The following is a 22,182-nucleotide window of genomic DNA, read 5'->3' on the forward strand; positions in this document are numbered from 1 at the left end:
GCGTCGGCGTTGAGGCAGGCCAGACCCCGGGTCGGTGACAGCACGATCACCTCCGTTCGACCAGCACGGCCGCCCCCATTCCGCCGGCCACCGCGCACGTGGCCACGCCCAGGGCCCCCGGCGGGGACTCCATGAGTCGGTGCAGCAGCCGCACCAGCACCACCGCCCCAGAGGCACCCCACGGATGCCCCAGTGCCAGTGCCCCGCCTGCCGCATTGACCCGTGGGTCCACGTCATCCTCCACGTCGCCCTCACCCGTGCCTCCGGCCAGGCCGAGATCATCCAACGTGGCCAGAGCCTGGGAGGCATAGGCCTCCACCACCTCCACAGCGGTCAGATCCCCGACGACGGCGCCAGCCTGTGCCAGCACGGCATGCACCGCGGGAGCGGCGGCCAGTCCGGGCAGCGCAGGATCCCCGCCCACGAGAGACTGCCCCCGGATCACCAGATGCGGACCCTGGGCCTCATTCGCCGGGAGAAGCATCACCGCCGCCGCACCGTCGGCGATGCGGGCGGCGGTGGCCGGGGTGACGGTCGCCGTGGGCGCGTCCAGCAGGGGGCGGAAACGGGCCAGGGTCCCGGCAGAGAGGCGGCGCGGGCCGTCGTCGTCGGCGTCCTGGAGGGGGAGGGTCTCTGCATGGATCAGCGCACCGGAGGCCAGCGCCAGCTCGTGGCTGCGCCGCGCGAAGGCCTCCTGCCGACCCCGGGTGATGCCGCGGACGGCGGCGAGGTCATCTGCCGCCGTCGTCATGTCCGGATCAGGAAATCCCGGGGGAGCGAACGATGCCTGGCGGATCGGCGTGCCGTCTTTCAGCCGCTGAGGTGCCATGGAGGGGCTCTCCACTCCGCCGGCCGCGGCCGGTTCCCCGGTGCGGCGCACGTGATCGGCCGCCTGCATCACCGCCACCAGACCGGAGCCGCACTGGGCGTCCACACCCCAGCCCACGCAGGTCTGCCCGAAACCGGCGCCCAGCGCGGCGACCCGCCCGAGGTTCCCGCCCGGGCCGGTGCAGTTGCCCAGGACGACGGCTTCCGGAACGCGCGCGGAGGCGCGGGCGACACCGGCCAGCACGTGGCCGGCCAGCTCATGGGCATCCAAGGCGGCCAGCGCGCGGGAGCGTCCGGTGATCGGCGTGCGCAGCCCCGACACCAGGGCCACCTCGCCGGTGGCTGCCTCACCGATGGCTGCCTCGCCGATGGCCGCACTGTGCCGCGCGCCGGTGATGCTCATGGGCGCTCCCGCACGACGGAGGAGACCGTCGGGGGTGGTGCCAGGGTCGGTGCCGGGGCCTGGGGGAGGGCGAAGGCCTGTTCCGGGGTGAGGCGACGGACCTTCCCGGAGGCGGTGCGGGGCAGCTCGGTGACGATCCTCCACTTCCTCGGCCGCTGAGCTGCAGTGAGGGCGCCTCGGGCCGCCGACTCGAGAGCCCGGGGATCGAGGGCGACCCCGGGAGTCGGTTCGACGCAGGCCACCACGAGCCGCCCCAGCACGGGATGCGGTTCGCCGAGCACCAGGGCGGCGTCGACCTCGTCCAGGCTCTCCAGCCAGGTCTCGACGTCGGCCGGGATGACCGTGGCACCTCCGGTGAGGATGGCGTCGTCGGCACGTCCGTGCAGGTGGATCACCCCGTCCTCGGAGAGCGAAGCTCGGTCGCCGACCGTGGCCCAGTCGCCGTCACGTCGCAGCGACCCGCCCTCACCGATCGTGGTCAGCGCCAGCTGCTCGCTGCGGACCCACAGTTCGTGATCCCGGACCTCGACGTCCACGCCGGGCACCGGGCGGAGCCCATTCCCATGGTCCATCGCCACCAGGGAGAGCTCCGCGGCACCGAAATAGCTGACCAGCTGCAGCCCCAGCATTCGGGCGCGGGCCGCCAGTCCTTCGTCGACCCGCGCCCCGCCGATCAGCACCGCCCGCAGGCTGCTCCGTGCCCCGTTCTCCAGCAGCGCGACCAGATCCTGCAGATGCGTGGGAGTGCCGTGGAGCAGCGTGGGCCCGACCAGGTCCGCCGCGCGGAGTCGGGCGCCGGCGGGCGTGCTCCAGCGGAGGCCGCGGGAGTCGGCATGGGCGGCGGCATACAGCGCCATCGAGGAGACCGGATGCACCGGGATGAGCACCGAGTCCCCGGCGCCGACGTCGAGGGCCTCATCGACCACCGGGAAGGAGACCTCCCAGGAGACGGCGCTGCGCAGCACAACCCGTGGCCGGCCGGTGCTGCCCGAGGTGAAGGCCGTCCAGGCCGCCTCAGCCGGCAGATCGGCGGACCCGACGGCGGCGACCACAGCGTCCCAGTGACCCTCGGTCCACCGGGCATCACCGACCAGCGGCACTTGGCCTGCGGCCCGGGCACTCAGCGCGGCCTGCAGGACGACGGTGTGGTCCTCTCCGCGGAGGGGTCGGATCCGTGGGGGAGGAGGCGGCGCGGCGCGCCCGTGGGCATCTGCGCTCGGCGTCGTCATCGGTCGAAGGCCTGCGGGTAGGCGCGGCGCAGCGAGAGGGTCACCAGGGTGGCCAGCAGCACCTTGAGCAGATCCCCGGGGAGGAACGCCGCCGCGAGCAGGGCGGTCTCCTGCAGGCCGAGCCCGGTGACGAGCGCCTGCACCGGGATGCCCAGCGCGTAGATGGCCACGATGCCGCCCAGCAGGCACCCGAGCAGCACCCGGGGCCAGGTGGGGCGGGTCCGGCCTGTGCGGCGCAGCCCGTGGACCATCAGCCCGATGACGGCGGCGCCGACCACCCAGCCCACCAGGTACCCGGCGCTGGGGCCGAAGAAGACCCCCAGACCGCCGCGTCCTCCGGCCAGCAGCGGCAGCCCCATGGCGACCACGGTGTTGAAGACGATCACCGCCGCGGCGCCTCGCCAGGGGCCCAGGATGGCTCCGGCCAGCATCACCCCCAGCGTCTGAGCGGTGACCGGCACCGCCATGCCCATCACCGGGATGGCTCCGGGGAGCCCCAGGACGGCGATCAGACCGGCGAACATGGCGATCTGGGCCAGATTTCGGGCCGAGGCGGTGGGCGCCGTCGCCCTCGGGGCGGACGTGCGGCCACCGGTGGCGGTGTGATCCAGTGTCTCCATGGTGCGGCTCCTCCTGGGTCCGGCTGAACCGAGACCACCTCGCTGAGTTGAACAGTGTTCAAATGCTAGCAGTCCCTCTGCCCCCGGAAGGTCCCGGACAGCGTGGCAGCGGCAGGGTGGGAGTGGCAGGATGGGACAGGCGGGGCTGAACATCCCGCCCCGTCCCGGCTTGAGAAGGAGCTTGAGCGCATGACTGAGACGACCCTTGTCCCGCACCGCACCCTCAACGACGGCACCACCCTGCCTGAGCTCGGGCTCGGGACCTACCAGCTGCGCGGGACCGCCGGCGCGGAGTCCATCGCAGCCGGCATCCGCTCCGGCTACCGGCTGCTGGACACCGCCTACAACTATGAGAACGAAGGGGCGGTCGGTGCCGGCATCGTCGCCTCGGGGATCCCCCGCGACGAGCTGCGCGTGACCTCCAAGCTGCCGGGCCGCTACCACCGCCACGATCAGGCGGTGGAGGCTGTGGAGGAGTCCCTCTACCGAGCAGGCCTGGACCACTTCGACCTGTACCTGATCCACTGGCCCAACCCGAAGCAGGACACCTATGTGGAGGCCTGGCAGACACTGATCGAGCTCCGCGAGAGGGGGCTGCTGCGCTCCATCGGGGTCAGCAACTTCCTGCCCGAGCACCTCACACGGCTGACCGAGGAGACGGGCGTGACCCCGAGCGTGAACCAGATCGAGATCCACCCCTGGTTCCCGCAGGACGAGGACATCGCCTGGAACCACGAGCACGGGATCGCCGTCGAGGCCTGGAGTCCGGTGGGCCGGAACTCTCAGCTGCAGCAGGATCCGGTGGTCACGAAGATCGCCGAGGAGCTCGGCCGCAGCCCGGTGCAGGTGATCCTGCGCTGGCACCTGACGCGCGGCACCATCCCCCTGCCGAAGTCGGCCGACCTCACTCGTCAGCGGGAGAACCTGGCGCTCTACGACTTCGAGCTCACCCAGGAGCAGCTGGGCCGGATCGCCGCGCTGGCCCGAGAGGACGGCCGGCTGAAGGGTCAGGACCCCGCCGTATACGAGGAGTTCTGAGCCGCGGGCCGGCCCTCCTCGCTCTCCATCGAGGCACGGTGACCCTGGTGGTCCAGGTGGGACGAGCCTATGCTCGGGACGACTGCGGTGACCTCGATCGCCGTGGCCCGAGAGAAGGAGCTGCTGGAGATGAACGCCACCACTGAAGAACACCTGCCGGACGATGCTCAGGGCACCCGACAGGGGGTGGTCGTCGGCGTCGACGGCTCGCCCCATGCAGACCGCGCGCTGCGGCTGGGAGCCGCCCTCGCCTCGGCCCGGGGCGTGCCGCTCACCGCGGTGTTCGCCTACACGATGTCCCCCTATGCGATCAACGCCGCCTCCTACGGTCAGCCAGTGGTGGATGAGAAGGCCCTCAAGCATGAGGGAGAGGAGATCCTGCGGCGCGCGCTCTCCACGGCTGACGCCGCACGCGGTGACGTCAGGACCGCCGTGGAGCGTGGTCCGGCGGGGCAGGCGCTGGCCCACCACTCCAGAAACGCAGACGTCATCGTCGTGGGCACTCGGGGGCGCGGAGGATTCACCGGCATGCTGCTGGGTTCCACCTCCGCGAGCCTGCCGTCGCGGTCGCACTGCCCCGTGGTGATAGTCCCCCACTCCACAGATGCCGGCGACGCGGAGCCGGACCCTCAGGCACCGGTGTCGGTGGGCGTCGACGGGTCGGCCCACAGTCTGGTCGCCGCCCTGGAAGCGGCGGCCTGGGCCGAATCCCTCGGCGTTCCCCTGAGGCTGCTGAGCGCGCTGCCGCCCATGGCGGCAGATGTGATGACCTGGGCTCCGCTGGAGGCACAGGTGCAGGAGGCGCGTGACCAGCTCACCGGTCAGCTGGAGGAGGACGCCACCTGGCTCCGGGGACGGTGTCCAGAGGTGGATGTCTCGATATCCGTCGTCGACGGCGCCGCTGCGACAGTGATGGTGGAGGCCTCCAAGACCTCCCAGCTGACCGTCGTCGGGACGCGAGGGCACGGCGGATTCGTCGGCATGCTGGTGGGTTCGACCTCCTCCTCGACGATGCACCACGCCCAGGGCCCTCTGATGATCGTCTCCCAGGAGGGTGGCGCGGATGTGGGGGACCACCGTCGGATGCACAAGCGCTGAGCTCTGCGGGTGACGGGTCGAGAGGACGTCCCAAGACGCCGAGTGGCCACGAATCACGGGATCTCCGGGGTGACACGCCGTGTCGAGTTCCCAGATGCCGTGATTCGTGGCCACTCGATGCTGGGGGTGGGAGGTTCAGACCTCCGCGGCGAACCGTGAGGGGATGACCGAGCTCCACGCCTCGCGCAGCTCATCGATCCCCAAAGTGAACGAGCCGCCGTCGAACGGTCCGGCGACCTCGATGGTCCCGGACTGCGCGTCCACCACGCCGATCCGCAGGGCTGCGAAGCCCCGGGCGGTGGTCATGTCGGTGAAGCGCACCTCCTCGGAGCGGGGCAGCGCGACGACGGCGCGGGCCTGAGACTCGCTGAACAGCGCCGTGAAGGAGTCGACGCCGTCGCGCTCGCAGATCCCGTCCACAGCCACCCGAGAGCCGACGCCGAAGCGCAGGCTCATCTCCGCCAGTCCCGCCGCCAGGCCGCCCTCGGAGAGGTCATGGGCGGCGTCGATCATGCCGTCCCGCGAGGCGTTGATGAGGATCTCGCCCAGCGTCATCTCCGCCGCCAGGTCCACCAGCGGGGGCACCCCGCCGAGGTGTCCCCGCAGCCGGGCGAACTCGGAGCCGTCCAGCTCGTCGCGGGTCACACCCAGCAGGTAGATCGCCTGGCCGTCGGCCCAGCGCTGGAAGCCCGAGGGGGTGCGGCGGGCGACGTCGTCGAAGCTGCCCAGCACCCCCACCACCGGGGTCGGGTGGATGGCCCGGCCCGCCGTCTGGTTGTACAGGGAGACGTTGCCGCCGGTGACCGGGATGCCCAGTTCCTGGCAGCCGTCGGCCAGACCACGCACGGCCTCGGCGAACTGCCACATGACCTCCGGGTCCTCCGGGGAGCCGAAGTTCAGGCAGTCCGAGACGGCCTTGGGGATGGCCCCCGAGGTGGCCACATTGCGGTAGGCCTCGGCCAGGGAGAGCTGCGCCCCGGTGTAGGGGTCGAGGTAGGTGTAGCGGGCGTTGCAGTCGGTGGAGAGCCCCACGCCCAGGCCGGTGGTCTCGTCCACGCGGACCACCCCGGCGTCGTCCGGCTGGGACAGTGCCGTGTTGCCGCCCACGAACCTGTCGTACTGGTCGGTGATCCAGGAGGTGTCGGCCATGTTCGGCGAGGACATCAGCTCCACGACCGCCGCACCCAGCTCCTCGCCGTTGTCCGGGAGGGCCCTGCCGGGCTCGGAGGAGCGGAAGGTGTCGGCCTGCAGCGCATCCTGCCACGAGGGACGCTGATAGGGACGCTCGTAGACGGGGCCGTCATGGGCGACGGTGCGCGGGTCGACGTCGACGATGGTCTCGCCGTCCCACTCGATGATCAGCCGACCGGTGTCGGTGACCTCGCCCAGCCAGGAGTACTCCACATCCCACTTGGCCATGACCTGCTCGAAGGCCTCGGCGTTGGCCGGGGTGACCACGGCCATCATGCGCTCCTGGGACTCGGACATCAGGATCTCGCCCGGAGTCAGGGAGGGGTCGCGCAGCAGCACATCGGTCAGCTCTACGTGCATGCCGCCCTCGCCGTTGGAGGCCAGCTCACTGGTGGCACAGGAGATGCCTGCCGCACCGAGGTCCTGGATGCCTTCGACGAGCTCGCCGTGGAAGAGCTCCAGGCAGCACTCGATGAGCACCTTCTCGGAGAACGGGTCGCCCACCTGCACGGCCGGACGCTTCGAGGGCTTGGTGTCGTCGAAGGACTCTGAGGCCAGCACGGAGGCGCCGCCGATGCCGTCACCGCCGGTGCGGGCGCCGAAGAGCACCACCTTGTTGCCCACGCCGGAGGCGTTGGCCAAGCGCAGGTCCTCATGGCGCATCACGCCCACCGCCAGGGCGTTGACCAGCGGGTTCTGCTGGTAGACGGAGTCGAAGACGACCTCCCCGCCGATGTTCGGCAGGCCCAGGGAGTTCCCGTAGCCGCCGATGCCGGAGACCACGCCCGGCAGCACGCGTCGAGTGTCGGGGTGGTCGATGTCGCCGAAACGCAGCGGGTCCATCACCGCCACCGGGCGGGCACCCATGGAGATGATGTCGCGGACGATGCCGCCGATGCCGGTGGCCGCACCCTGGTAGGGCTCCACATAGGAGGGGTGGTTGTGCGATTCGATCTTGAAGGTCACGGCCCAGCCGTCACCCAGGTCGGTCACCCCGGCGTTCTCCCCGATGCCGACCATCAGGTCCTTCTTCATGTCCTCGGTGACCTTCTCACCGAACTGGCGCAGGTGGACCTTGGAGGACTTGTAGGAGCAGTGCTCGGACCACATGACCGAGTACATCGCCAGCTCCGCCGCCGTCGGACGCCGCCCGAGGATCTCATGGATGCGGGCGTATTCGTCTTCCTTCAGGCCCAGCTCGGCCCAGGGGAGTTGGGTCTCAGGGGTCGAGGCGGCGTGCTCGACGGTGTCGATGTTGAATTCGCTCACTTGGAGTCTCCTGCAGCGTCGGATCCGGCGAGGGAAGAGAGGACGGAGGTGAACACGGTCAGCCCGTCGGTGCCGTTGCGCATGCCGGTGGAGTCCTCGGAGCCGTAGCCGGCCTCCACCGCGTGCTCCGGATGCGGCATGAGGCCCACCACGTTGCCTCCGGCGTTGCTGATGCCGGCGATGTCATGACGGGAGCCGTTCGGGTTGGCGCCCACGTAGCGGAACACCACGCGTCCCTCACCCTCCAGCCGGGCGAGGGTGTCCTCGTCGGCGACGTACTGGCCGTCCTGGTTCTTCAGCGGGACGGTGATCAGCTCGTCCGCGGTGAACTGGCTCGTCCAGGCGGTGGAGGTGTTCTCCACGCGGAGCACCTGATCGGCGCAGCGGAACTTCAGGTGGTCGTTCTTGATCATCGAGCCCGGCAGCAGGTGAGCTTCAGTGAGGATCTGGAACCCGTTGCAGATGCCCAGCACCGGCAGCGCAGCGCCGGTGCCCGCCGTCGCCGCCTCGGTCAGGCGGCTCATCAGCGGGGCGAAGCGGGAGATCGCCCCGGCACGCAGATAATCGCCGTAGGAGAATCCACCGGGGACGACGACGGCGTCCACCTCGGCGAGCGTGTCGTCGGCATGCCAGAGGGGCACCGCGTGACCGCCGGCGAGGCGGACCGCCCGGGCGGCGTCGCGGTCGTCCAGGGTCCCGGGGAAGGTGACGACGCCGATGCGGGCGCCGTCCAGTGCTGCGCCGGCAGGGGAGGCGCCGAGGTCGCCGATCAGGGGCGTCTCTGCCATCAGGACTCCTCCACCCGCACGTCCACGACGTCCTCGATGACCGGGTTGGAGAGCATCTCCTCCGCGGCCCGGCGAGCCTGCGCGAGGGCCTCGTCGGTGACCTCGCCCTCGACGGTCAGCTCGAATCGCTTCCCCTGGCGGACCGCGGAGAAGTCCTCGAAGCCGAGGTGGGGGAGGGCAGACGCGATGGCTTTGCCCTGCGGGTCGAGGATCTCAGGTTTGGGCATGACCTCGACGACGATGCGCGGCATGGGGTCTCTCCTGTGCTTGTATGCGGGTGAACGTGCCCGCGGACAGCACTGGGGCCCTGCCGGGGCGCAGCGGTCAGATGCCGTCTCACGCCCGAAGACGCCGTCGTGAGGACGACGGCGGACACAGGCGCTCCGCGAGCTTGCCGACCCAGTCTACCGGCTGTCCAGCGGCCTCGAGGCCGGGTCAGCCGCGGGCCCCGGTGAGCGCCGCCGTCGGTTCGAAGGAGACGACCACCCGCCCGCGGCCGGGGTCATGATGCACCTCGGCCTCGACTTCGTACACCGCGGCGATCAGCTCGGGCGTGAGCACCTCGTGCGGCGCGCCGCCGGCGACCACCGCTCCCTGCTGCAGGACCACGAGCTGGTCGCAGAACATCGCGGCCAGGTTGAGGTCATGCAGGGCCACCACGGAGGTGAGCGGCAGTCGCGTCACCAGGCTCAGCAGCTCGAGCTGATGCCGGATGTCCAGGTGATTGGTGGGCTCGTCCAGCAGCAGCTCACTGGGCTGCTGGGCCAGCGCCCGGGCGATCTGCGCCCGCTGCCGCTCGCCACCGGAGAGGGTGTGCCACAGCCGGTCCGCCTTCTCCTGCAGCCCGGTGTGCTCCAGCGCGTCGGCGACGGCCTCGGCGTCGGCGGAGGGATCCCCGCCCCAGGCGCCGCGGTGCGGGATCCTGCCGAGCCGGACCACATCCTCCACGCGGATGTCCGTGTCCGTCTCCGCATGCTGACCCACCACCGCGACGGTGCGGGCGACCCGACGCCGCGGCACCGAGGCGAGTTCCTCGCCGTCGAGCAGCACCGCTCCCGAGGACGGCTTCACGATCCCGTGCATCAGGCGCAGCAGGGAGGACTTGCCCGACCCGTTGGGACCCAGCAGTCCCACGGTGTCCCCCGGGGCGGGGCGCAGCGTGACCCCGTCGACGACCAGGGAGCCTCCGCGGGTCCAGCTGACGTTCTCGGCGTGCAGACTCATGCGGCCCTCCGGCGACGTGCGAGGAGGACGATGAACACCGGGACCCCGACCAGCGCCGTGCCCACCCCGACCGGCAGCGGAGTCGGGGCGAAGACGATCCGTGAGCCGGCGTCGACCCACACCATGAAGATGGCCCCCAGCACCGCTGTCGTCGGGACCAGCCGGACGTGCCGGGTGCCGACCAGCAGCCGCGCCGCGTGCGGGAGGACCAGCCCGACGAATCCGATCGCGCCCGCCACGCTGACCAACGTGGCGGTCAACAGCGCGGTCAGCAGCAGCAGGCCCAGGCGCACCCGGCGCACAGAGAGCCCCAGAGAGGCCGCGACTTCGTCGCCGAAGGCGAAGGCGTCCAGCATATGGGCGCAGCGCAGACAGATCAGCGTGCCGGCGAGCACCACGGCCGTGCACAGCATGACGTCGGGCCAGCGCACCCCCTCCAGGGATCCCAGGAGCCAGAACATGATCCCGCGGGTGCCGTCCGAGTCGGCGAACGCGAAGACGATCAGCGAGGTCACCGCCGAGAAGAGCTGGGTGCTGGCCACCCCGGCGAGCACCACCCGGTCATGCCCTCCGCCCGCCATCCGCGCCAACGTCAGCACCAGGGCGAAGGCGATGAGCGCGCCGAGGAAGGCCCCGCCGGAGAGACCTAATGCGGCGCCTCCCAGGCCGAGGACCCCGACGAGGACGGCTCCGGTGGAGGCACCTGAGGAGACGCCCAGCACGTAGGGGTCGGCCAGCGGATTGCGCAGCAGCGACTGCATGATGGTCCCGCACAGGCCTAGGCCCGCACCGCAGGCCGCCGCGACCAGGGCCCTGGGGAGCCGCTCCTGCCAGACGATCGCGTCCTCGGAGGGACGCACCGGGATCTGCGCGCCCGCGAGATGGTTGAGGACGATGTCGCGGACGTTGACCAGCGAGACGTCGGCGGGCCCGAGCGTGACGGCGACGCCGATGGAGAGGGCCAGCACCGTCAGCCCCGCCAGGGTCAGCGTCGTCCCGGTGACCGCGGCGCGTGCACGCAGCGTGGGCCCGGTGGCCGGCGGAGCAGCGATGCTACTCAGCGTCCCGCTCCTTCAGGAACTCGCTGACCTTCTCCAGGCCGTCGACGAACCGGATCGAAGGATTCATCTCCGCACCGTGCAGCGCGATGTAGTCCTCCTCCTCGACGGCGTCCAGGGTTCTGGTGAGCGGGTCCGATCCGAGGAACTCGACCTTGTCCTCGAGCAGGTCTCCGGGGAAGCGGGCGCGCTGGAGGTCACCCAGCACGAGCACGTCGGGGTCCTTCTCGACGACGGTCTCCCAGCCGACGGCGGGCCAGTCGTCGGGAGTGTCGGCGAGCACGTTCTCCAAGCCCGACATCTCCGCCAGGCGAGCGGCGGAGCCGTACCCGCCGGCCATGTACGGGGTGCGGGTGTCGGCGAACCAGAAGGCGACGGTGAGGCCGTCCGCGTCGACCCCGTCGAGGGCGTCGTCAGCACGCTCCTGCAGGTCCTCCACCAGCTTCTCACCACGGGACGGGACGTCGAAGATCTCGGCCAGTTCGCGGATCTCGGAGTAGAGCGTCTCGACCTCCAGCATCCGTGTGCGGCTGCCGCCCCCGTTGATGGAGGTGCCGTCCTCACAGTCTGTGGGGGAAAGGTAGGACTCCATGCCGGTCTCGGAGAAGCGTTCGCGGGACGCCACCCCGCCCTCCTGGGTGAAGTGGCGTCCGAAGGACGCGGTGATGAGGTCTGGATCGGTGTCGAGGACGACCTCATAGGTGGGGGCGTCGTCGGAGAGGCGAGGCACGTCCTCCTCGGCCTCGGCCAGTGCGGGAAGCACTGGGTCCGTCCAGGACGCCGTGCCGACGATCCGCTCCTCCAGGCCCAGCGACAGCAGGATCTCAGTGGAGTTCTGGTCCAGGGAGACCACTTGCTCCGGCGGGGCTTCGACCGTGATCTCCCGGCCGCAGTTCTCCAGTGTCAGCGGGTACTCGGTGGAGCCCTCAGCGGTGGTGTCCTGTCCCGTATCGGTCTCGGCCACCGGCTCGGACGGTCCGCAGCCGGTGATCGTCACCGCCAGGGCCGCTGCGACGGCGACGCTCGTGATCATCTGGATCCTCATGGACTGCTCCCGGGGTGCTCGACGTGGGCGGCAGGCGGCAGAGGCCATGCCAGAGCGTGAGTTTAGCCGGACCTTAGTGGAATACGTCAAACCTGAATGTTTGATGGATGTGAGGCGTGTGGCCCGTGGCCTGCTCGATGCCGAGGGCCCGCTAGCTCGGACGGCGTCGTCTCGCTGCACGAGGGGCCAAGGAGGGGCATACTGGCACCCATGGAATGGAGCGCCTACGTCAGCTTCCTGCTGATCGCCGCCCTGGTGATCATCACCCCGGGCTCGGACACCGCCGTCGTGCTGAAGAACGCCCTCATGAGCGGGCGGCGCGGTGGGGTCGCCACTGCGCTGGGAGTCACCACCGCCGTTGCGATCCAAGGTGTGCTGACCGCCGCCGGGCTGGGCGTGCTGATCTCCCAGTCCCAGCCGGTGCTGCAGACCGTCCGTTGGATCGGTGTGGCCTACCTGGCCTGGCTGGCGCTGCAGGCGCTGCGCTCGGCCTGGCAGGGGCAGTACACCGCCACGCTCGCGGAGAGCGGCGTGTCCGCGCGCGGCTACCGGCAGGGCTTCCTGACCAACATCACCAACCCTGCGGTGCTGATGTTCTATCTGGCGCTGTTCCCCCAGTTCATGACTCCGGAGATGCCGCTCTGGGCGCTGGGGCTGATGGCCGGCACCATGCCGGTGCTGGGGCTGATCCAGCTCGTGGTGCTGACCCTGCTGATCGACAGCGCCTCGAGATGGCTGCAGCGCCGCCGTGTGCGCCGCGTGCTGGACTCGGTCACCGGCCTGGCCCTGGGTGGACTCAGTCTGCGGGTGGCGCTGCAGTGAGCTGAGCCGGGCGGCAGCCCTCGCTCCGCGCGCCGGCGGTGGCCGAGAGTGTTCGGAGCAGGTCATCGCCGAACAGAGGAGCCGAGAGTGCCGCAGCGGATCGCCGTCCTGGGAGCCGGGGGAGTCATGGGGAACCTGGTGCGTGCCAGGCTCGAAGACGCAGGTCATCAGGTGGTGCCGGTCAGCCGCGCCGACGGCGTCGACGTCCTGGATGCGCGGGCTCTGCGACAGGCCCTGGAGGGGGCGGACGTCGTCGTCGACTGTCTGAACCGGCCCTCCCTGACTGCGGGGCCTGCGGTCCGGTTCTTCCGCGCAGCCGCAGAGAACGTGGTCGCCGCCCTGGGCGATGAGACCACCCGCGATGGGGCGCTGCCCCGGATCGTGTGCGTGTCGATCGTCAACTGCTGGGAGCCCCGCGTGAACCGGTGGTTGGGGTACTACCAGGCGAAGTCCATCCAGGAGCAGGTGTACCGGGACGCGCCCTCGGCGGCCGGCCGGGTCTCCATCGTGCGCACCACCCAGTGGTACGAGCTGCTGCCAGCGTTCCTCGAACAGATCCGGCTGGGGCCGGTTGCTGTGGTGCCGGGGATGGTCTCCCGCCCGTTGGCCGCAGCAGAGGCCGCAGACGTCGTCGCGGAGCAGGCGCTCAGCACCGTACCCCCGCCTACGGTGGAGGTCTGCGGGCCCGAGCGAATCGACCTGGCGCGGGCCGCGTCCCGGGTCAACGCCGGTACGCGGCAGGCGGCCCGGGTGCTTCGCGTCCCGATGGGGCGCACTCCGCTCGGCGATGGCAGCCTCATCCCGACGGCGCCCGACGTGGTCGCCACCATGACGTTCGAGCAGTGGCTGGCCGAGCAGCCGGTCAGCTGAAGCTGAGCCAGGGGCCCGGGGCGAGCGCCCCGGGAACAAAAGCGGCACCCGACCCGTTACTTCAAATTGAAAATACTTTCTTCGATCCCCTCAGGAGCACGAGATGACGTCACAGCCGCTGACCATCGGTGTCCTCGGCGCCGGCCGGGTGGGCACTGCTGTCGCACGCCAGGCCGTCCGCGCCGGACACGCGGTGAAGATCGCCACCGGTCGCCCGGCCGAGGACATCCGGCTGCTCACCGAGGTCATCGTCCCGGGAGCCACCGCGGTGGACCGGCAGGACCTGCGCGGCGCAGACCTCATCATCGTGGCCGTCCCCCTGCACAAGTACCGCAGCATCGACACTGCGGTCCTCCAGGGCCACGTGGTCATCGACACGATGAACTATTGGGCCCCGGTGGACGGCCTCATGGAGGAGTTCGACGGCGCCCGCTCCACCTCGGAGGTCATCGAGGAGTTCATGGGCCAGGTGCGTCTGGTCAAGACCCTGAACCACATCGGCTACGGCGACCTGGAGGTCGACTCCCACGCAGCCGATGACCCGAACCGTCGCGCGCTGGCGATCGCCTCGGACCACGAGGACGCCAAGGCGCTGGTCGCCGGATTCGTCGACAGCCTCGGCTATGACGCCGTCGACGCCGGCCCGCTGGCCGCGGGCAGGTCCTTCGAGAACGGCACAGAGATCTTCAACGGCAGGCACACCGCCGTGCAGATGCGCGCGCTGCTCGCCGCCGAGTGCCAGCGAGTGTTCGCCGACGCCTGAGAGGTCGCGGATGATCAGACGGTGCGCACCAGCATCTTGCCGATGTTGGCACCGTCCATCATGCCGAGGAACGCTTCGACGGCGTTCTCGATCCCGTCCACCACGGTCTCGTCCTGGGGGATGTCCCCTGCCGGGAACCACTCGGCCATCCGCCGCTGGTATTCGGGGGCGTGGTCGACGTACCCGCCCAAGGTGAAGCCCTGCATGCGCAGCCCGCGGGTGATCAGGTTAGCCAGGTTGTCCGGGCCGGGGGCCGGCCGCTCGGCGTTGTAGCTGGCGATCGCCCCGCACAGGGCGATCCTGCCGCCGTCGTTCATCACGTCCAGCGCTGCTTCCAGGTGGTCTCCGCCCACATTGTCGAAGAAGACGTCGACGCCGTCGGGGACATGCTCGGGCAGCTGGTCGCGGACCGGGGCGTCCTTGTAGTTGATCGCGGCGTCGTAGCCGTACTTCCCCGTCAGCACGGTGACCTTCTCCGCCGAACCGGCGGAGCCGATCACCTGGGAGGCGCCGAGCAGGCGGGCGATCTGCCCTGCGGCGGAGCCGACCGCGCCAGCGGCCCCGGAGATGAACACCGTGTCCCCCTCGCGCACATCGGCGATGGCCGTCAGACCCACATAGGCGGTCAGCCCGGTCATGCCCAGGATCCCCAGATGCGCGGACAGCGACGCTCCGGGGATCTCCTCCACCGGGCTGAAGGAGTCAGCCTCGGCCTGGGCGACGTCCCGCCAGCCCAGCATGTGCCGCACTGGGGTGCCCACCGGCAGGGACTCGGCGCGGGACTCCACGACGCGCCCGACGGCGCCGCCGGTCATGGTCTCGTCCAGGGCGAAGGGTGGGATGTAGCTCTTGACGTCGTTCATCCGGCCGCGCATGTAGGGGTCCACAGAGAGGAACTCGTTGGCCACGCGGACCTCGTCGACGCCCAGCGGCGGCAGCTCGATCTGCACGGTGCGGAAGTCCTCAGGCACCGGCCGCCCGGTGGGGCGGCGGACGAGCTGGACCTGGGTGCTCGTGGACGGGGAGGTGCTCGTGTCAGTCATGGGTGAAGCCTTTCCGAACGGGATTCCTGATGCGCTTCAGCGTGCATCGGGCCGTCGGTATTCCCGCCTCAGACGTCCCCGGCCAGGGCGTCCACCACGTCCAGCACATCCAGGAGCCGCCCACGCAGCAGCTGCGCCTCCTCGGAGAACCCCTTCTGCGCGCGGGCGTACTCGGCGCGTCCCGCCGGGGTCTCGATCGGCACCGGAGCATAGCCCCAGTCGGCGAGATCATAGGGGGAGGCCCGCATGTCCAGCTCGCGGATCCGCCAGGCCAGATCGAAGCAGTCCATCAGCAGATCGCTGCCCACCGCCGGGATGAGCTTATAGGCCCATTTGTAGAGGTCCATGTTCGCGTGCAGGCACCCTGGCTGCTCCAGGGCCACCTGTGATTCTCGGGTGGGGCTCAGCGTGTTCAGCGGCTTCGCGGAGGGGGTGTAGAACCGGTAGGCGTCGAAATGGGTGCAACGGATGTTCAGCGACTCCACGACCTCATCGGTGCCCTCGGCGCCCAGCCTCAGCGGCACCTGGTCGTGGCGCTGCCCATGCTGCACTGAGCGGTAGACCATCGCCCACTCGTGCAGGCCGAAGCAGCCCAGCTGCGCCGGCCGTGCCGCCGTCGCACTCAGCAGACGGCGCGCGAACCCGATCATCGAGTCCCGTTCTCGGCGGAAGCGCACGACGTCGAGGCCCGCGGCGCCCTCGGGGGAGCCGTCGTCGACCGTCGTGTAGAAGCGCCACCCGGCCTGCTCGGAGGCACCGGCTCCCTGTAGGACCGCGCCCACGCCCGGATGCCAGCGGGAGAGCTGCCCGGGTGAGTGGGAGTAGTAGGTGAACAGGAAGTCCTCCACTGGGTGCGTCTTCCCGGCGTGCCGACGCCCCAGGAACCCGCTGGTGTAGCGTGCCACGCGCCGTTGGTGGGCCTCGGCGGCGGCACGGTGCTCGTCGGCGGGAAGGACGCGGTGGCCCACGGGCGTGCCGGGACTGGTCGGCGCGGGGGGAGGGGCGGAGGCGGAGGTCCGCGTGGGGGAGGTGGTCATGGGCGCGTGTCAGGATACCGCGTCCGGCACGACGACGGGCGCGTCATCTCAGATCCCTTTCTTTCGGCGCGGAGCCGATGTCCAGGTGGGAGCCCTAAACCGGACAGCTGCTGACCTTAGGCTGAGTCCTGAGTTAGAATCAGGAGCGTATCTCGCACCATACGCTCAGGCGGCAGGATCCCCCACGGGGGAGTTCCTGCCGCCTGAGTGTTTCTCAGCCGCGAATCGGGCACGGGCCCTGCCCTCCGCTGTTCGTCAGAGCCTCGTCGTAGAGTGCGTCCATGAGCACGGAACCCCGGCCTGTGGCCGCCGCAGAGACCCTCGCCCCAGGCCTGCTCCTGGCACGTCCCGCCGAGGACGACCTCACGGAACTCCATGCGATCTACTCCGACCCTCGGGTGTGGACGCACCTGCCCAGCGCACGTCACACGGAGCAGGGGCAGACCCACGAGCTGCTCAGCCTGTGGCGACGGTCCTGGCAGGATCACGGACTGGGGCAGTGGATTGTCCGTGATTCGGACTCCGGTCAGATGCTCGGCCACGGCGGCTGTGCGGTCCGCGGCGGATTCTGTTGGAACCTGGGGTACCGGTTCGCCGCAGAGGCCCACGGGCGAGGCCACGCCACCGACGTGGCCCGCGCGGGCCTCGCCGCCGCCCGTGCGGCACGGCCGCAGCTGCCCATCATCGCCTACCTGCTGGAGCACAACCGCGCCTCTGCCCGGGTGGCGGAGAAGGTCGGTCTGGTGCTGAGGCACCGCGGGCCCGACGCCGGCAATCCGGATCCCGACGCCGTCCGGCTGATCTACTCCGACCGGGAGCTCGCCGACGAGGAAGTCGCCCGGGCCGTGGAGTGATCCCGGCGTTGCTGCTCCGCAGATGACGATGGCTCCGGGGTTTGGGCCCTTATGGGGCGCTGGAAGCGCTCATAAGGGCCCAAACCCCGGAGCCATCGCTCACGGAGCCGGGTCGGTCAGTCTCAGCGGCCGGTGCCGGCGTAGACCGTGGCTTCCTGGTCGGCGTCGAGGCCGAATGCGGTGTGGATCGCGCAGACGGCCTTCTCCAGGTCCGCTGCGGCGGTGATGACCGAGACGCGGATCTCCGAGGTGGAGATCAGGCCGATGTTGATGCCGGCGTCGCGCAGTGCGGTGAAGAACCGCGCCGAGACGCCCGGGTGGTTGCGCATGCCGCCGCCGATCAGCGAGACCTTGCCGACCTGCTCGTCGTAGGCGAGCGACTCGAAGCCGATACGTTCCTGATGTGCCTGCAGGATCTCGGTGGACTTCGGCCCGTCATCGGCCGGCAGGGTGAAGGAGATGTTGGTCGTCTTCGTCTCGTCCGAGACGTTCTGGACGATCATGTCGATGTTCGTGCCGGCCTCGGCGATCAGGTTGAAGATCTCAGCGGCCTTCCCGGGGATGTCGGGGACCCCCGTGATGGTCAGCTTGGCCTCGGAGCTGTCGTGGGCGACTCCGGAGATGATGGGCTGTTCCAAGGGTTCACCTTCCTGGATGGTGATCACGTCTGACGGGTCGGGGATGACCCAGGTTCCTTCGAGCTGGCTGAACGAGGACCGCACGTGAAGCTTCACGCCGAAGCGCCGCGCGTATTCCACCGACCGCAGGTTCAGCACCTTGGATCCGGCGGCCGCCATCTCCAGCATGTCCTCGCTGGAGATCTCGTCGATCTTTCGTGCGGTCTTCACCACGCGTGGGTCCGCGGTGAAGACGCCGTCGACATCGGTGTAGATCTCACAGGCGTCGGCGTGCAGCGCGGCGGCCAGGGCGACGGCGGTCGTGTCGGAGCCGCCGCGGCCCATGGTGGTGATGTCCCGGGACTCGCGGCTCATGCCCTGGAAGCCTGCGACGATGCCGACGTGGCCGGCGTCCAGGGACTCCTGGACACGCTGCGGGCTCACCTCGATGATGCGGGCCTTGCCGTGGATCGCGTCGGTGATCATGCCGGCCTGGGAGCCGGTGAAGGACTGGGCGGACTCACCCAGCTCGTGGATCGCCATGGCCAGGAGGGCCATGGACATGCGCTCGCCGGAGGACAGCAGGATGTCCATCTCTCGCGAGGGAGGGGCGGCAGTGATGTCGGCCGCCAGGTCGAGCAGCTCGTCGGTGGTGTCACCCATCGCGGAGACCACGACGACGACCTGGTGGCCGGCGCGCTTGGTCTCCACCACTCTTCGGGCGACGCGTTTGATGCTCTCGGCATCGGCTACCGACGACCCGCCGTATTTCTGGACGATCAAGCTCATGGGGTTGGTGTCTCACTCCCGTACAGGGTTTCTTCGCGGACTTCGGACAATTCTATGAGGGTGCTCCGCGACGGGGCACGACTCGGTGCCCGGTCTCACACTGTGGATGGACGGCACCCAGGACCCAGCTAGGTCGAGGTGCCGGTGCGCCACAGTGGGTGCCGCCAGCGGGGAGGCTCGCGGCGAGACCAGGCGGAGGCTCGGTGTCTCTCAGCTGTCTCCCAGCACGGCGCCCAGGAAAGCCTGCGTGCGCTCGTGGTCGGGATCGGTGAAGATCTTTTCCGGAGGGCCGGACTCCACCACATGACCGCCGTCGAACATCATCACCTTGTGCGAGACGTCGCGGGCGAAGCCCATCTCATGGGTGACGATCAGCATGGTGACGTTGGTGGTCTCCGCGACCCGACGGAGGATGTTGAGCACCTCGCCGACGACCTCCGGGTCCAGGGCTGAGGTGACCTCGTCGAGCAGCAGGATCTCGGGGTCCATGGCCAGGGCGCGGGCGATCGCCACCCGCTGCTGCTGGCCGCCGGAGAGCGAGGTCGGGTGGGCGTCGGCCTTGTCAGACAGGCCCACCTGCTCCAGCAGGTCGTGGGCCTTGGCGATCGCCTCGGCCTTGGGACGGCCCAGCACATGGATCGGAGCTTCGATGATGTTCTCCAGCACCGTCATGTTGGGGAAGAGGTTGAACTGCTGGAAGACCATCCCGATGCGGGTGCGCAGCTGCTTCTGCCGCTTCTTCGGCACCGGCGTGCGCCGGCCGCCGCGCTCTTCATGGGTCAGCGGCTCCCCGTCGATGAAGATGTAGCCGCCGGTCAGCTCCTCCAGGGTCATCACCAGGCGCAGGATCGTCGTCTTTCCGGAGCCGGAGGGGCCGATCAGAGTGACGCGCTCACCGCGCTCCACGGTGAAGTTGAGGTCCTTGAGCACCACGTTGGAGCCGAAGCGCTTCTCCACGTCGCGGAACTCGATGACCGGTGTCGGGGTCTCCGACACTGTCGTCGCACCGGCAGGTGAGGGGTCAGTGGGCGTAGGCAAGACGCTTCTCCAATCGACTGATCAGAAGGGCAGTGGGGTAGCTGGCGGCCAGGAAGATCAGCCCGGCCAGCACGAAGACCTCCGTGTAGCGGAAGGTGGGGGCGCCGATCTCACCGGCGACGGTGACCATCTCGGCGACCGAGATGACGATGAGGAACGGCGTGTCCTTGAACATCGAGATGGCGTAGTTGCCCAATGAGGGCACAGTGGAGCGCAGCGCCTGCGGGATGACCACACGTCGCCAGGTCCGCACCGCGGACATGGACAGCGCCGTGGTGGCCTCCCACTGCCCCGGGGGGACCGACTCGATGCCGGCCCGGTACACCTCGGACATGTAGGTGGCGTAGTGGACGCCGAAGACGATGATGCCGATGGTGATCCCGTCGAGCCACATGAACGTCCAGAACATGAAGATCAGCTGCACCACCAGCGGGGTCATGCGGATGAAGTTCGCCATCCACTTCACCAGCCAGGCCAGCGGCCGGGGCAGCACCCGCAGCAGAACGGCGATGACCAGCCCCAGGACGGCCGCGATCAGTGTGCCGACGACGGTCACCACCAGGGTGACCTGCAGGAACGCCAACAGCATGTCCGGCAGGGCGTTGAACGCGAACTCCCAGTCCCAGAAGGGGCTCTCGCGGATCTCCTCCTCATCGACCCTGGTCGGATCGTCGATCTCGGCGGCGCGCAGGCGGTTCTGGATCATCGGACACCTCCTGAGGTCGGCTGCTGGGGGAGCCCGTCAGCCTCCGACGTCGAGGGCCCGGCGCTCGAGGTGGTCGGAGCGATCGCATCTGCGGGTGTGGCCTTGGGGGAGGGGGAGAGGATCTCCCGGAGGGAGGGCCCCCGGCCGAGCTTGTGCTTGGCCCGGGCCTCCAGGGCCTGCATGAACAGGGTCAGGATCAGCGCGAGGATGAAGTAGACCACCAGTCCGATGAAGGCGTGGGAGAACCAGATGTCGGTGGGCCGGCGCAGGTTGTTCAGCTCGGCGGTGAAGTCATTGACGAAGGGGATGATGTAGGCGATGGCGCTGCCCTTGAGCAGATGGATCCACAGGTTCGCCAGCGAGGGCAGCATCAGCGCCCAGGCCTGCGGGAAGATGATCCGGCGCATCTTGTGCGACCAGGACATCGACAGCGCTGTGGTCGCCTCCCACTGGGCCTTCGGCACTGTGGTCAGCGAGGCACGGACGGCCTCGGCCCCGTAGGCGCCGTAGTTGATGCCCAATGCCAGGACCCCGAGCAGGAATGTGTTCCTGACCAGGTCCTCGAAGGGCAGGTCAGGGTTGCGCATCCAGAACTGCGGCAGCACGTACAGCAGCAGGAAGAGCAGCACCACCAGGGAGATGCCGCGGAAGAACTCGATGATGATGCGGGCGGGGGCCCGCAGCCACAGGCTGGGGCTGCCGGCCATCAGTCCCAGGATGACGGCGACGACGAAGGCCAGCAGCCCTCCGTACAGGGCGAGCTGGACGGTGGTCCAGAGGCCGCTGAGGAGTCGGTCGGACCAGTTGACCATGACCTCGAAGTGGGCCGGCCAGTCTTCCCAGGAGTTCATAGGTGGCCTCTCAGATGAGTACGGTGGCAGACCGTGCGGCCGGCCCCTGTCTGGGACCGGCCGCAGAAGTCAGCGGACGGAGAGGGTCAGTCCTCGAGGTACTGCTCGGTCAGCTCCGCAGGGTCCTCCTCGCAGAGTTCCTGGGCGGTCAGCTCACCGGGAGGCATCTCGTCCTCGGTGAAGCCGAACTCGCTGACGAGGTCCAGGTACTCGCCGGACTCCTTGAGGTCAGCGAGGTGCTCATTGAACTCCTCCAGCAGTTCCGTGTCCTCGGTTCGGAAGGTGTGGGCACCGACAGACAGCTCGTGGGCGAAGGAGTCGGTGACCTCCACGCCGTCGGCGTCGCCGGCCATGGCTTCGAGCGAGATCGCCGTGAGGGCGAAGACGTCGGCACGTCCGCCCTGGACGAAGTCGATGCCGTCGTCGGCCCCGTCGACCGTGTCATGGTCGACTCCGACCTCGTCCATGTATCCGGACTCCACGGCGCCGCTGAGGGCAATGACGTCGAGGTCGGCGTCCACCAGGTCCTCGAAGTCATGGACGTCATGGGGGTTGCCCTCTTCGACCAGCAGGGCGGTGGTGTACACCAGCTCCGGCTCGCCGAAGGCGGCCTCCGCGCAGCGTTCGCCGGTGATGGACATTCCAGCGGACACCACGTCCCAGTGCCCGGCGCTCAGGCCGGGGATGAGGTTGCCCCAGTCGGGCTCCTCCGCGATGTCGATGTCGTAGCCCATGCGCTCGCCGAAGATCTCCTCGGCCACGGCGATGGTGGCGCCGGTGGGTTCACCGGCGTCGTCGAGCCAGGAGTAGGGCTCCTCGCCGAAGAGCGCGATGGTCAGGGTGTCGCCTGCAGCTTCACCGTTGCCGTTCTCCTCGGTGTCTGTATCAGCGTCGTCGCCGTTTCCGCAGGCGGTCAGGGCGAGCAGCGCGGCGGCGCTGAAGGCGCCGGCCTTGACTGCCATGGATGTCTTTGCGGCCATGCGTGGGTACCTCATCCTCTG

The 22,182-nt window shown here is 69.6% G+C and carries 22 protein-coding genes; 6 read left to right on the forward strand and 16 right to left on the reverse strand.

Going from position 1 to position 22,182, the window contains the following annotated elements; genetic code table 11:
* Positions 1-46 precede the first annotated feature (46 nt).
* Genes HNR09_RS10475 through HNR09_RS10485 form a run of 3 tightly spaced genes read right to left on the reverse strand, consistent with a single transcriptional unit; the run spans position 47 to position 3,080 of the window.
* Entirely contained in the window at positions 47-1,231 is a 1,185-nt protein-coding gene (locus HNR09_RS10475; RefSeq protein WP_179541981.1) for a thiolase family protein, read from the reverse strand.
* Entirely contained in the window at positions 1,228-2,460 is a 1,233-nt protein-coding gene (locus HNR09_RS10480) for a class I adenylate-forming enzyme family protein (protein ID WP_179541982.1), read from the reverse strand. Before HNR09_RS10480 ends, HNR09_RS10475 begins: the two co-directional genes overlap by 4 nt.
* The gene (locus HNR09_RS10485) at positions 2,457-3,080 is read right to left on the reverse strand and encodes a biotin transporter BioY (RefSeq protein WP_179541983.1); all 624 of its coding nucleotides are present in this window, start codon (positions 3,078-3,080) and stop codon (positions 2,457-2,459) included. Before HNR09_RS10485 ends, HNR09_RS10480 begins: the two co-directional genes overlap by 4 nt.
* A gap of 189 nt (positions 3,081-3,269) precedes the next feature.
* Here HNR09_RS10485 and HNR09_RS10490 point away from each other — a divergent pair, with 189 nt between their 5' ends.
* Complete coding sequence (locus HNR09_RS10490; protein ID WP_179541984.1) at positions 3,270-4,118, forward strand: aldo/keto reductase; 849 nt, start codon at positions 3,270-3,272, stop codon at positions 4,116-4,118.
* A gap of 69 nt (positions 4,119-4,187) precedes the next feature.
* Positions 4,188-5,216, forward strand: a complete 1,029-nt coding sequence (locus HNR09_RS10495; RefSeq protein WP_179541985.1) for a universal stress protein — start codon at positions 4,188-4,190, stop codon at positions 5,214-5,216.
* Positions 5,217-5,351: 135 nt separating this feature from the next.
* On the opposite strand, the gene purL is transcribed toward HNR09_RS10495, so the two are convergent.
* From purL to HNR09_RS10525, 6 genes are all read right to left on the reverse strand, one after another.
* Positions 5,352-7,676, reverse strand: coding sequence for a phosphoribosylformylglycinamidine synthase subunit PurL (purL, locus tag HNR09_RS10500; RefSeq protein WP_343047518.1), 2,325 nt, complete (start codon positions 7,674-7,676; stop codon positions 5,352-5,354).
* Positions 7,673-8,464: a phosphoribosylformylglycinamidine synthase subunit PurQ gene (gene purQ / locus HNR09_RS10505; RefSeq protein ID WP_179541986.1), complete on the reverse strand. Its 792-nt coding sequence runs from the start codon at positions 8,462-8,464 to the stop codon at positions 7,673-7,675. The genes purL and purQ overlap by 4 nt, the downstream gene beginning before the upstream one ends.
* The gene (gene purS, locus HNR09_RS10510; protein WP_179541987.1) at positions 8,464-8,715 is read right to left on the reverse strand and encodes a phosphoribosylformylglycinamidine synthase subunit PurS; all 252 of its coding nucleotides are present in this window, start codon (positions 8,713-8,715) and stop codon (positions 8,464-8,466) included. The genes purQ and purS overlap by 1 nt, the downstream gene beginning before the upstream one ends.
* A 184-nt stretch (positions 8,716-8,899) precedes the next feature.
* Entirely contained in the window at positions 8,900-9,688 is a 789-nt protein-coding gene (locus tag HNR09_RS10515; RefSeq protein WP_179541988.1) for an ABC transporter ATP-binding protein, read from the reverse strand.
* A complete protein-coding gene (locus tag HNR09_RS10520) occupies positions 9,685-10,710 on the reverse strand; it encodes a FecCD family ABC transporter permease (RefSeq protein ID WP_378939227.1) in 1,026 nt (341 codons plus the stop codon). Before HNR09_RS10520 ends, HNR09_RS10515 begins: the two co-directional genes overlap by 4 nt.
* Positions 10,711-10,741: 31 nt before the next feature.
* Positions 10,742-11,779: an ABC transporter substrate-binding protein gene (locus HNR09_RS10525; RefSeq protein WP_246348793.1), complete on the reverse strand. Its 1,038-nt coding sequence runs from the start codon at positions 11,777-11,779 to the stop codon at positions 10,742-10,744.
* A gap of 222 nt (positions 11,780-12,001) precedes the next feature.
* On the opposite strand from HNR09_RS10525, the gene HNR09_RS10530 reads away from it, so the two are divergent.
* From HNR09_RS10530 to HNR09_RS10540, 3 genes are all read left to right on the forward strand, one after another.
* On the forward strand, positions 12,002-12,613 hold the full coding sequence (locus tag HNR09_RS10530; protein WP_179541990.1) for a LysE family translocator: 612 nt from the start codon (positions 12,002-12,004) through the stop codon (positions 12,611-12,613).
* 87 nt (positions 12,614-12,700) lie between these two features.
* Complete coding sequence (locus HNR09_RS10535) at positions 12,701-13,483, forward strand: SDR family oxidoreductase (protein WP_179541991.1); 783 nt, start codon at positions 12,701-12,703, stop codon at positions 13,481-13,483.
* Positions 13,484-13,586: 103 nt separating this feature from the next.
* The gene (locus tag HNR09_RS10540) at positions 13,587-14,246 is read left to right on the forward strand and encodes an NADPH-dependent F420 reductase (protein ID WP_179541992.1); all 660 of its coding nucleotides are present in this window, start codon (positions 13,587-13,589) and stop codon (positions 14,244-14,246) included.
* Between the two features lie 14 nt (positions 14,247-14,260).
* Here the strand turns inward: HNR09_RS10540 and HNR09_RS10545 are convergent, their stop codons facing one another.
* Together HNR09_RS10545 and HNR09_RS10550 are read right to left on the reverse strand one after the other, a co-directional pair.
* The gene (locus tag HNR09_RS10545; protein WP_179541993.1) at positions 14,261-15,289 is read right to left on the reverse strand and encodes an NADP-dependent oxidoreductase; all 1,029 of its coding nucleotides are present in this window, start codon (positions 15,287-15,289) and stop codon (positions 14,261-14,263) included.
* Positions 15,290-15,357: 68 nt separating this feature from the next.
* Positions 15,358-16,326 carry a 3-methyladenine DNA glycosylase gene (locus HNR09_RS10550; protein ID WP_218881922.1) on the reverse strand — a complete coding sequence of 323 codons (969 nt, stop codon included), beginning with the start codon at positions 16,324-16,326 and terminating at the stop codon, positions 15,358-15,360.
* A gap of 281 nt (positions 16,327-16,607) precedes the next feature.
* Between HNR09_RS10550 and HNR09_RS10555 the strand changes: the two genes are divergently transcribed.
* A complete protein-coding gene (locus HNR09_RS10555) occupies positions 16,608-17,180 on the forward strand; it encodes a GNAT family N-acetyltransferase (RefSeq protein ID WP_179541994.1) in 573 nt (190 codons plus the stop codon).
* Positions 17,181-17,302: 122 nt separating this feature from the next.
* Here the strand turns inward: HNR09_RS10555 and HNR09_RS10560 are convergent, their stop codons facing one another.
* The 5 genes from HNR09_RS10560 to HNR09_RS10580 form a co-directional block, all read right to left on the reverse strand.
* The gene (locus HNR09_RS10560) at positions 17,303-18,586 is read right to left on the reverse strand and encodes an aspartate kinase (protein ID WP_179541995.1); all 1,284 of its coding nucleotides are present in this window, start codon (positions 18,584-18,586) and stop codon (positions 17,303-17,305) included.
* Between the two features lie 210 nt (positions 18,587-18,796).
* A complete protein-coding gene (gene ehuA / locus HNR09_RS10565) occupies positions 18,797-19,624 on the reverse strand; it encodes an ectoine/hydroxyectoine ABC transporter ATP-binding protein EhuA (protein ID WP_218881923.1) in 828 nt (275 codons plus the stop codon).
* Positions 19,608-20,330, reverse strand: a complete 723-nt coding sequence (gene ehuD / locus HNR09_RS10570; protein ID WP_179541996.1) for an ectoine/hydroxyectoine ABC transporter permease subunit EhuD — start codon at positions 20,328-20,330, stop codon at positions 19,608-19,610. The genes ehuA and ehuD overlap by 17 nt, the downstream gene beginning before the upstream one ends.
* A complete protein-coding gene (locus HNR09_RS10575; RefSeq protein ID WP_179541997.1) occupies positions 20,327-21,181 on the reverse strand; it encodes an amino acid ABC transporter permease in 855 nt (284 codons plus the stop codon). Before HNR09_RS10575 ends, ehuD begins: the two co-directional genes overlap by 4 nt.
* An 86-nt stretch (positions 21,182-21,267) precedes the next feature.
* Complete coding sequence (locus tag HNR09_RS10580; RefSeq protein WP_179541998.1) at positions 21,268-22,161, reverse strand: transporter substrate-binding domain-containing protein; 894 nt, start codon at positions 22,159-22,161, stop codon at positions 21,268-21,270.
* Between the last annotated feature and the right edge of the window lie 21 nt (positions 22,162-22,182).

Source organism: Nesterenkonia xinjiangensis (assembly GCF_013410745.1).
GTDB classification, from domain to species: Bacteria; Actinomycetota; Actinomycetes; order Actinomycetales; family Micrococcaceae; genus Nesterenkonia; species Nesterenkonia xinjiangensis.

What these genes read in the sequence shown, in the direction of transcription:
- HNR09_RS10560 (WP_179541995.1), bottom strand. Translation starts at nt 18,586, where the DNA reads ATGAGCTTGATCGTCCAGAAATACGGCGGGTCGTCGGTAGCCGATGCC.
- HNR09_RS10495 (WP_179541985.1), top strand. Translation starts at nt 4,188, where the DNA reads ATGCTCGGGACGACTGCGGTGACCTCGATCGCCGTGGCCCGAGAGAAG.
- HNR09_RS10540 (WP_179541992.1), top strand. Translation starts at nt 13,587, where the DNA reads ATGACGTCACAGCCGCTGACCATCGGTGTCCTCGGCGCCGGCCGGGTG.
- HNR09_RS10485 (WP_179541983.1), bottom strand. Translation starts at nt 3,080, where the DNA reads ATGGAGACACTGGATCACACCGCCACCGGTGGCCGCACGTCCGCCCCG.
- HNR09_RS10530 (WP_179541990.1), top strand. Translation starts at nt 12,002, where the DNA reads ATGGAATGGAGCGCCTACGTCAGCTTCCTGCTGATCGCCGCCCTGGTG.
- ehuD (WP_179541996.1), bottom strand. Translation starts at nt 20,330, where the DNA reads ATGATCCAGAACCGCCTGCGCGCCGCCGAGATCGACGATCCGACCAGG.
- HNR09_RS10480 (WP_179541982.1), bottom strand. Translation starts at nt 2,460, where the DNA reads ATGACGACGCCGAGCGCAGATGCCCACGGGCGCGCCGCGCCGCCTCCT.
- HNR09_RS10490 (WP_179541984.1), top strand. Translation starts at nt 3,270, where the DNA reads ATGACTGAGACGACCCTTGTCCCGCACCGCACCCTCAACGACGGCACC.
- HNR09_RS10580 (WP_179541998.1), bottom strand. Translation starts at nt 22,161, where the DNA reads ATGGCCGCAAAGACATCCATGGCAGTCAAGGCCGGCGCCTTCAGCGCC.
- HNR09_RS10475 (WP_179541981.1), bottom strand. Translation starts at nt 1,231, where the DNA reads ATGAGCATCACCGGCGCGCGGCACAGTGCGGCCATCGGCGAGGCAGCC.
- purS (WP_179541987.1), bottom strand. Translation starts at nt 8,715, where the DNA reads ATGCCGCGCATCGTCGTCGAGGTCATGCCCAAACCTGAGATCCTCGAC.
- HNR09_RS10550 (WP_218881922.1), bottom strand. Translation starts at nt 16,326, where the DNA reads ATGACCACCTCCCCCACGCGGACCTCCGCCTCCGCCCCTCCCCCCGCG.
- HNR09_RS10525 (WP_246348793.1), bottom strand. Translation starts at nt 11,779, where the DNA reads ATGATCACGAGCGTCGCCGTCGCAGCGGCCCTGGCGGTGACGATCACC.
- HNR09_RS10515 (WP_179541988.1), bottom strand. Translation starts at nt 9,688, where the DNA reads ATGAGTCTGCACGCCGAGAACGTCAGCTGGACCCGCGGAGGCTCCCTG.
- purQ (WP_179541986.1), bottom strand. Translation starts at nt 8,464, where the DNA reads ATGGCAGAGACGCCCCTGATCGGCGACCTCGGCGCCTCCCCTGCCGGC.
- HNR09_RS10555 (WP_179541994.1), top strand. Translation starts at nt 16,608, where the DNA reads ATGAGCACGGAACCCCGGCCTGTGGCCGCCGCAGAGACCCTCGCCCCA.
- HNR09_RS10575 (WP_179541997.1), bottom strand. Translation starts at nt 21,181, where the DNA reads ATGAACTCCTGGGAAGACTGGCCGGCCCACTTCGAGGTCATGGTCAAC.
- HNR09_RS10545 (WP_179541993.1), bottom strand. Translation starts at nt 15,289, where the DNA reads ATGACTGACACGAGCACCTCCCCGTCCACGAGCACCCAGGTCCAGCTC.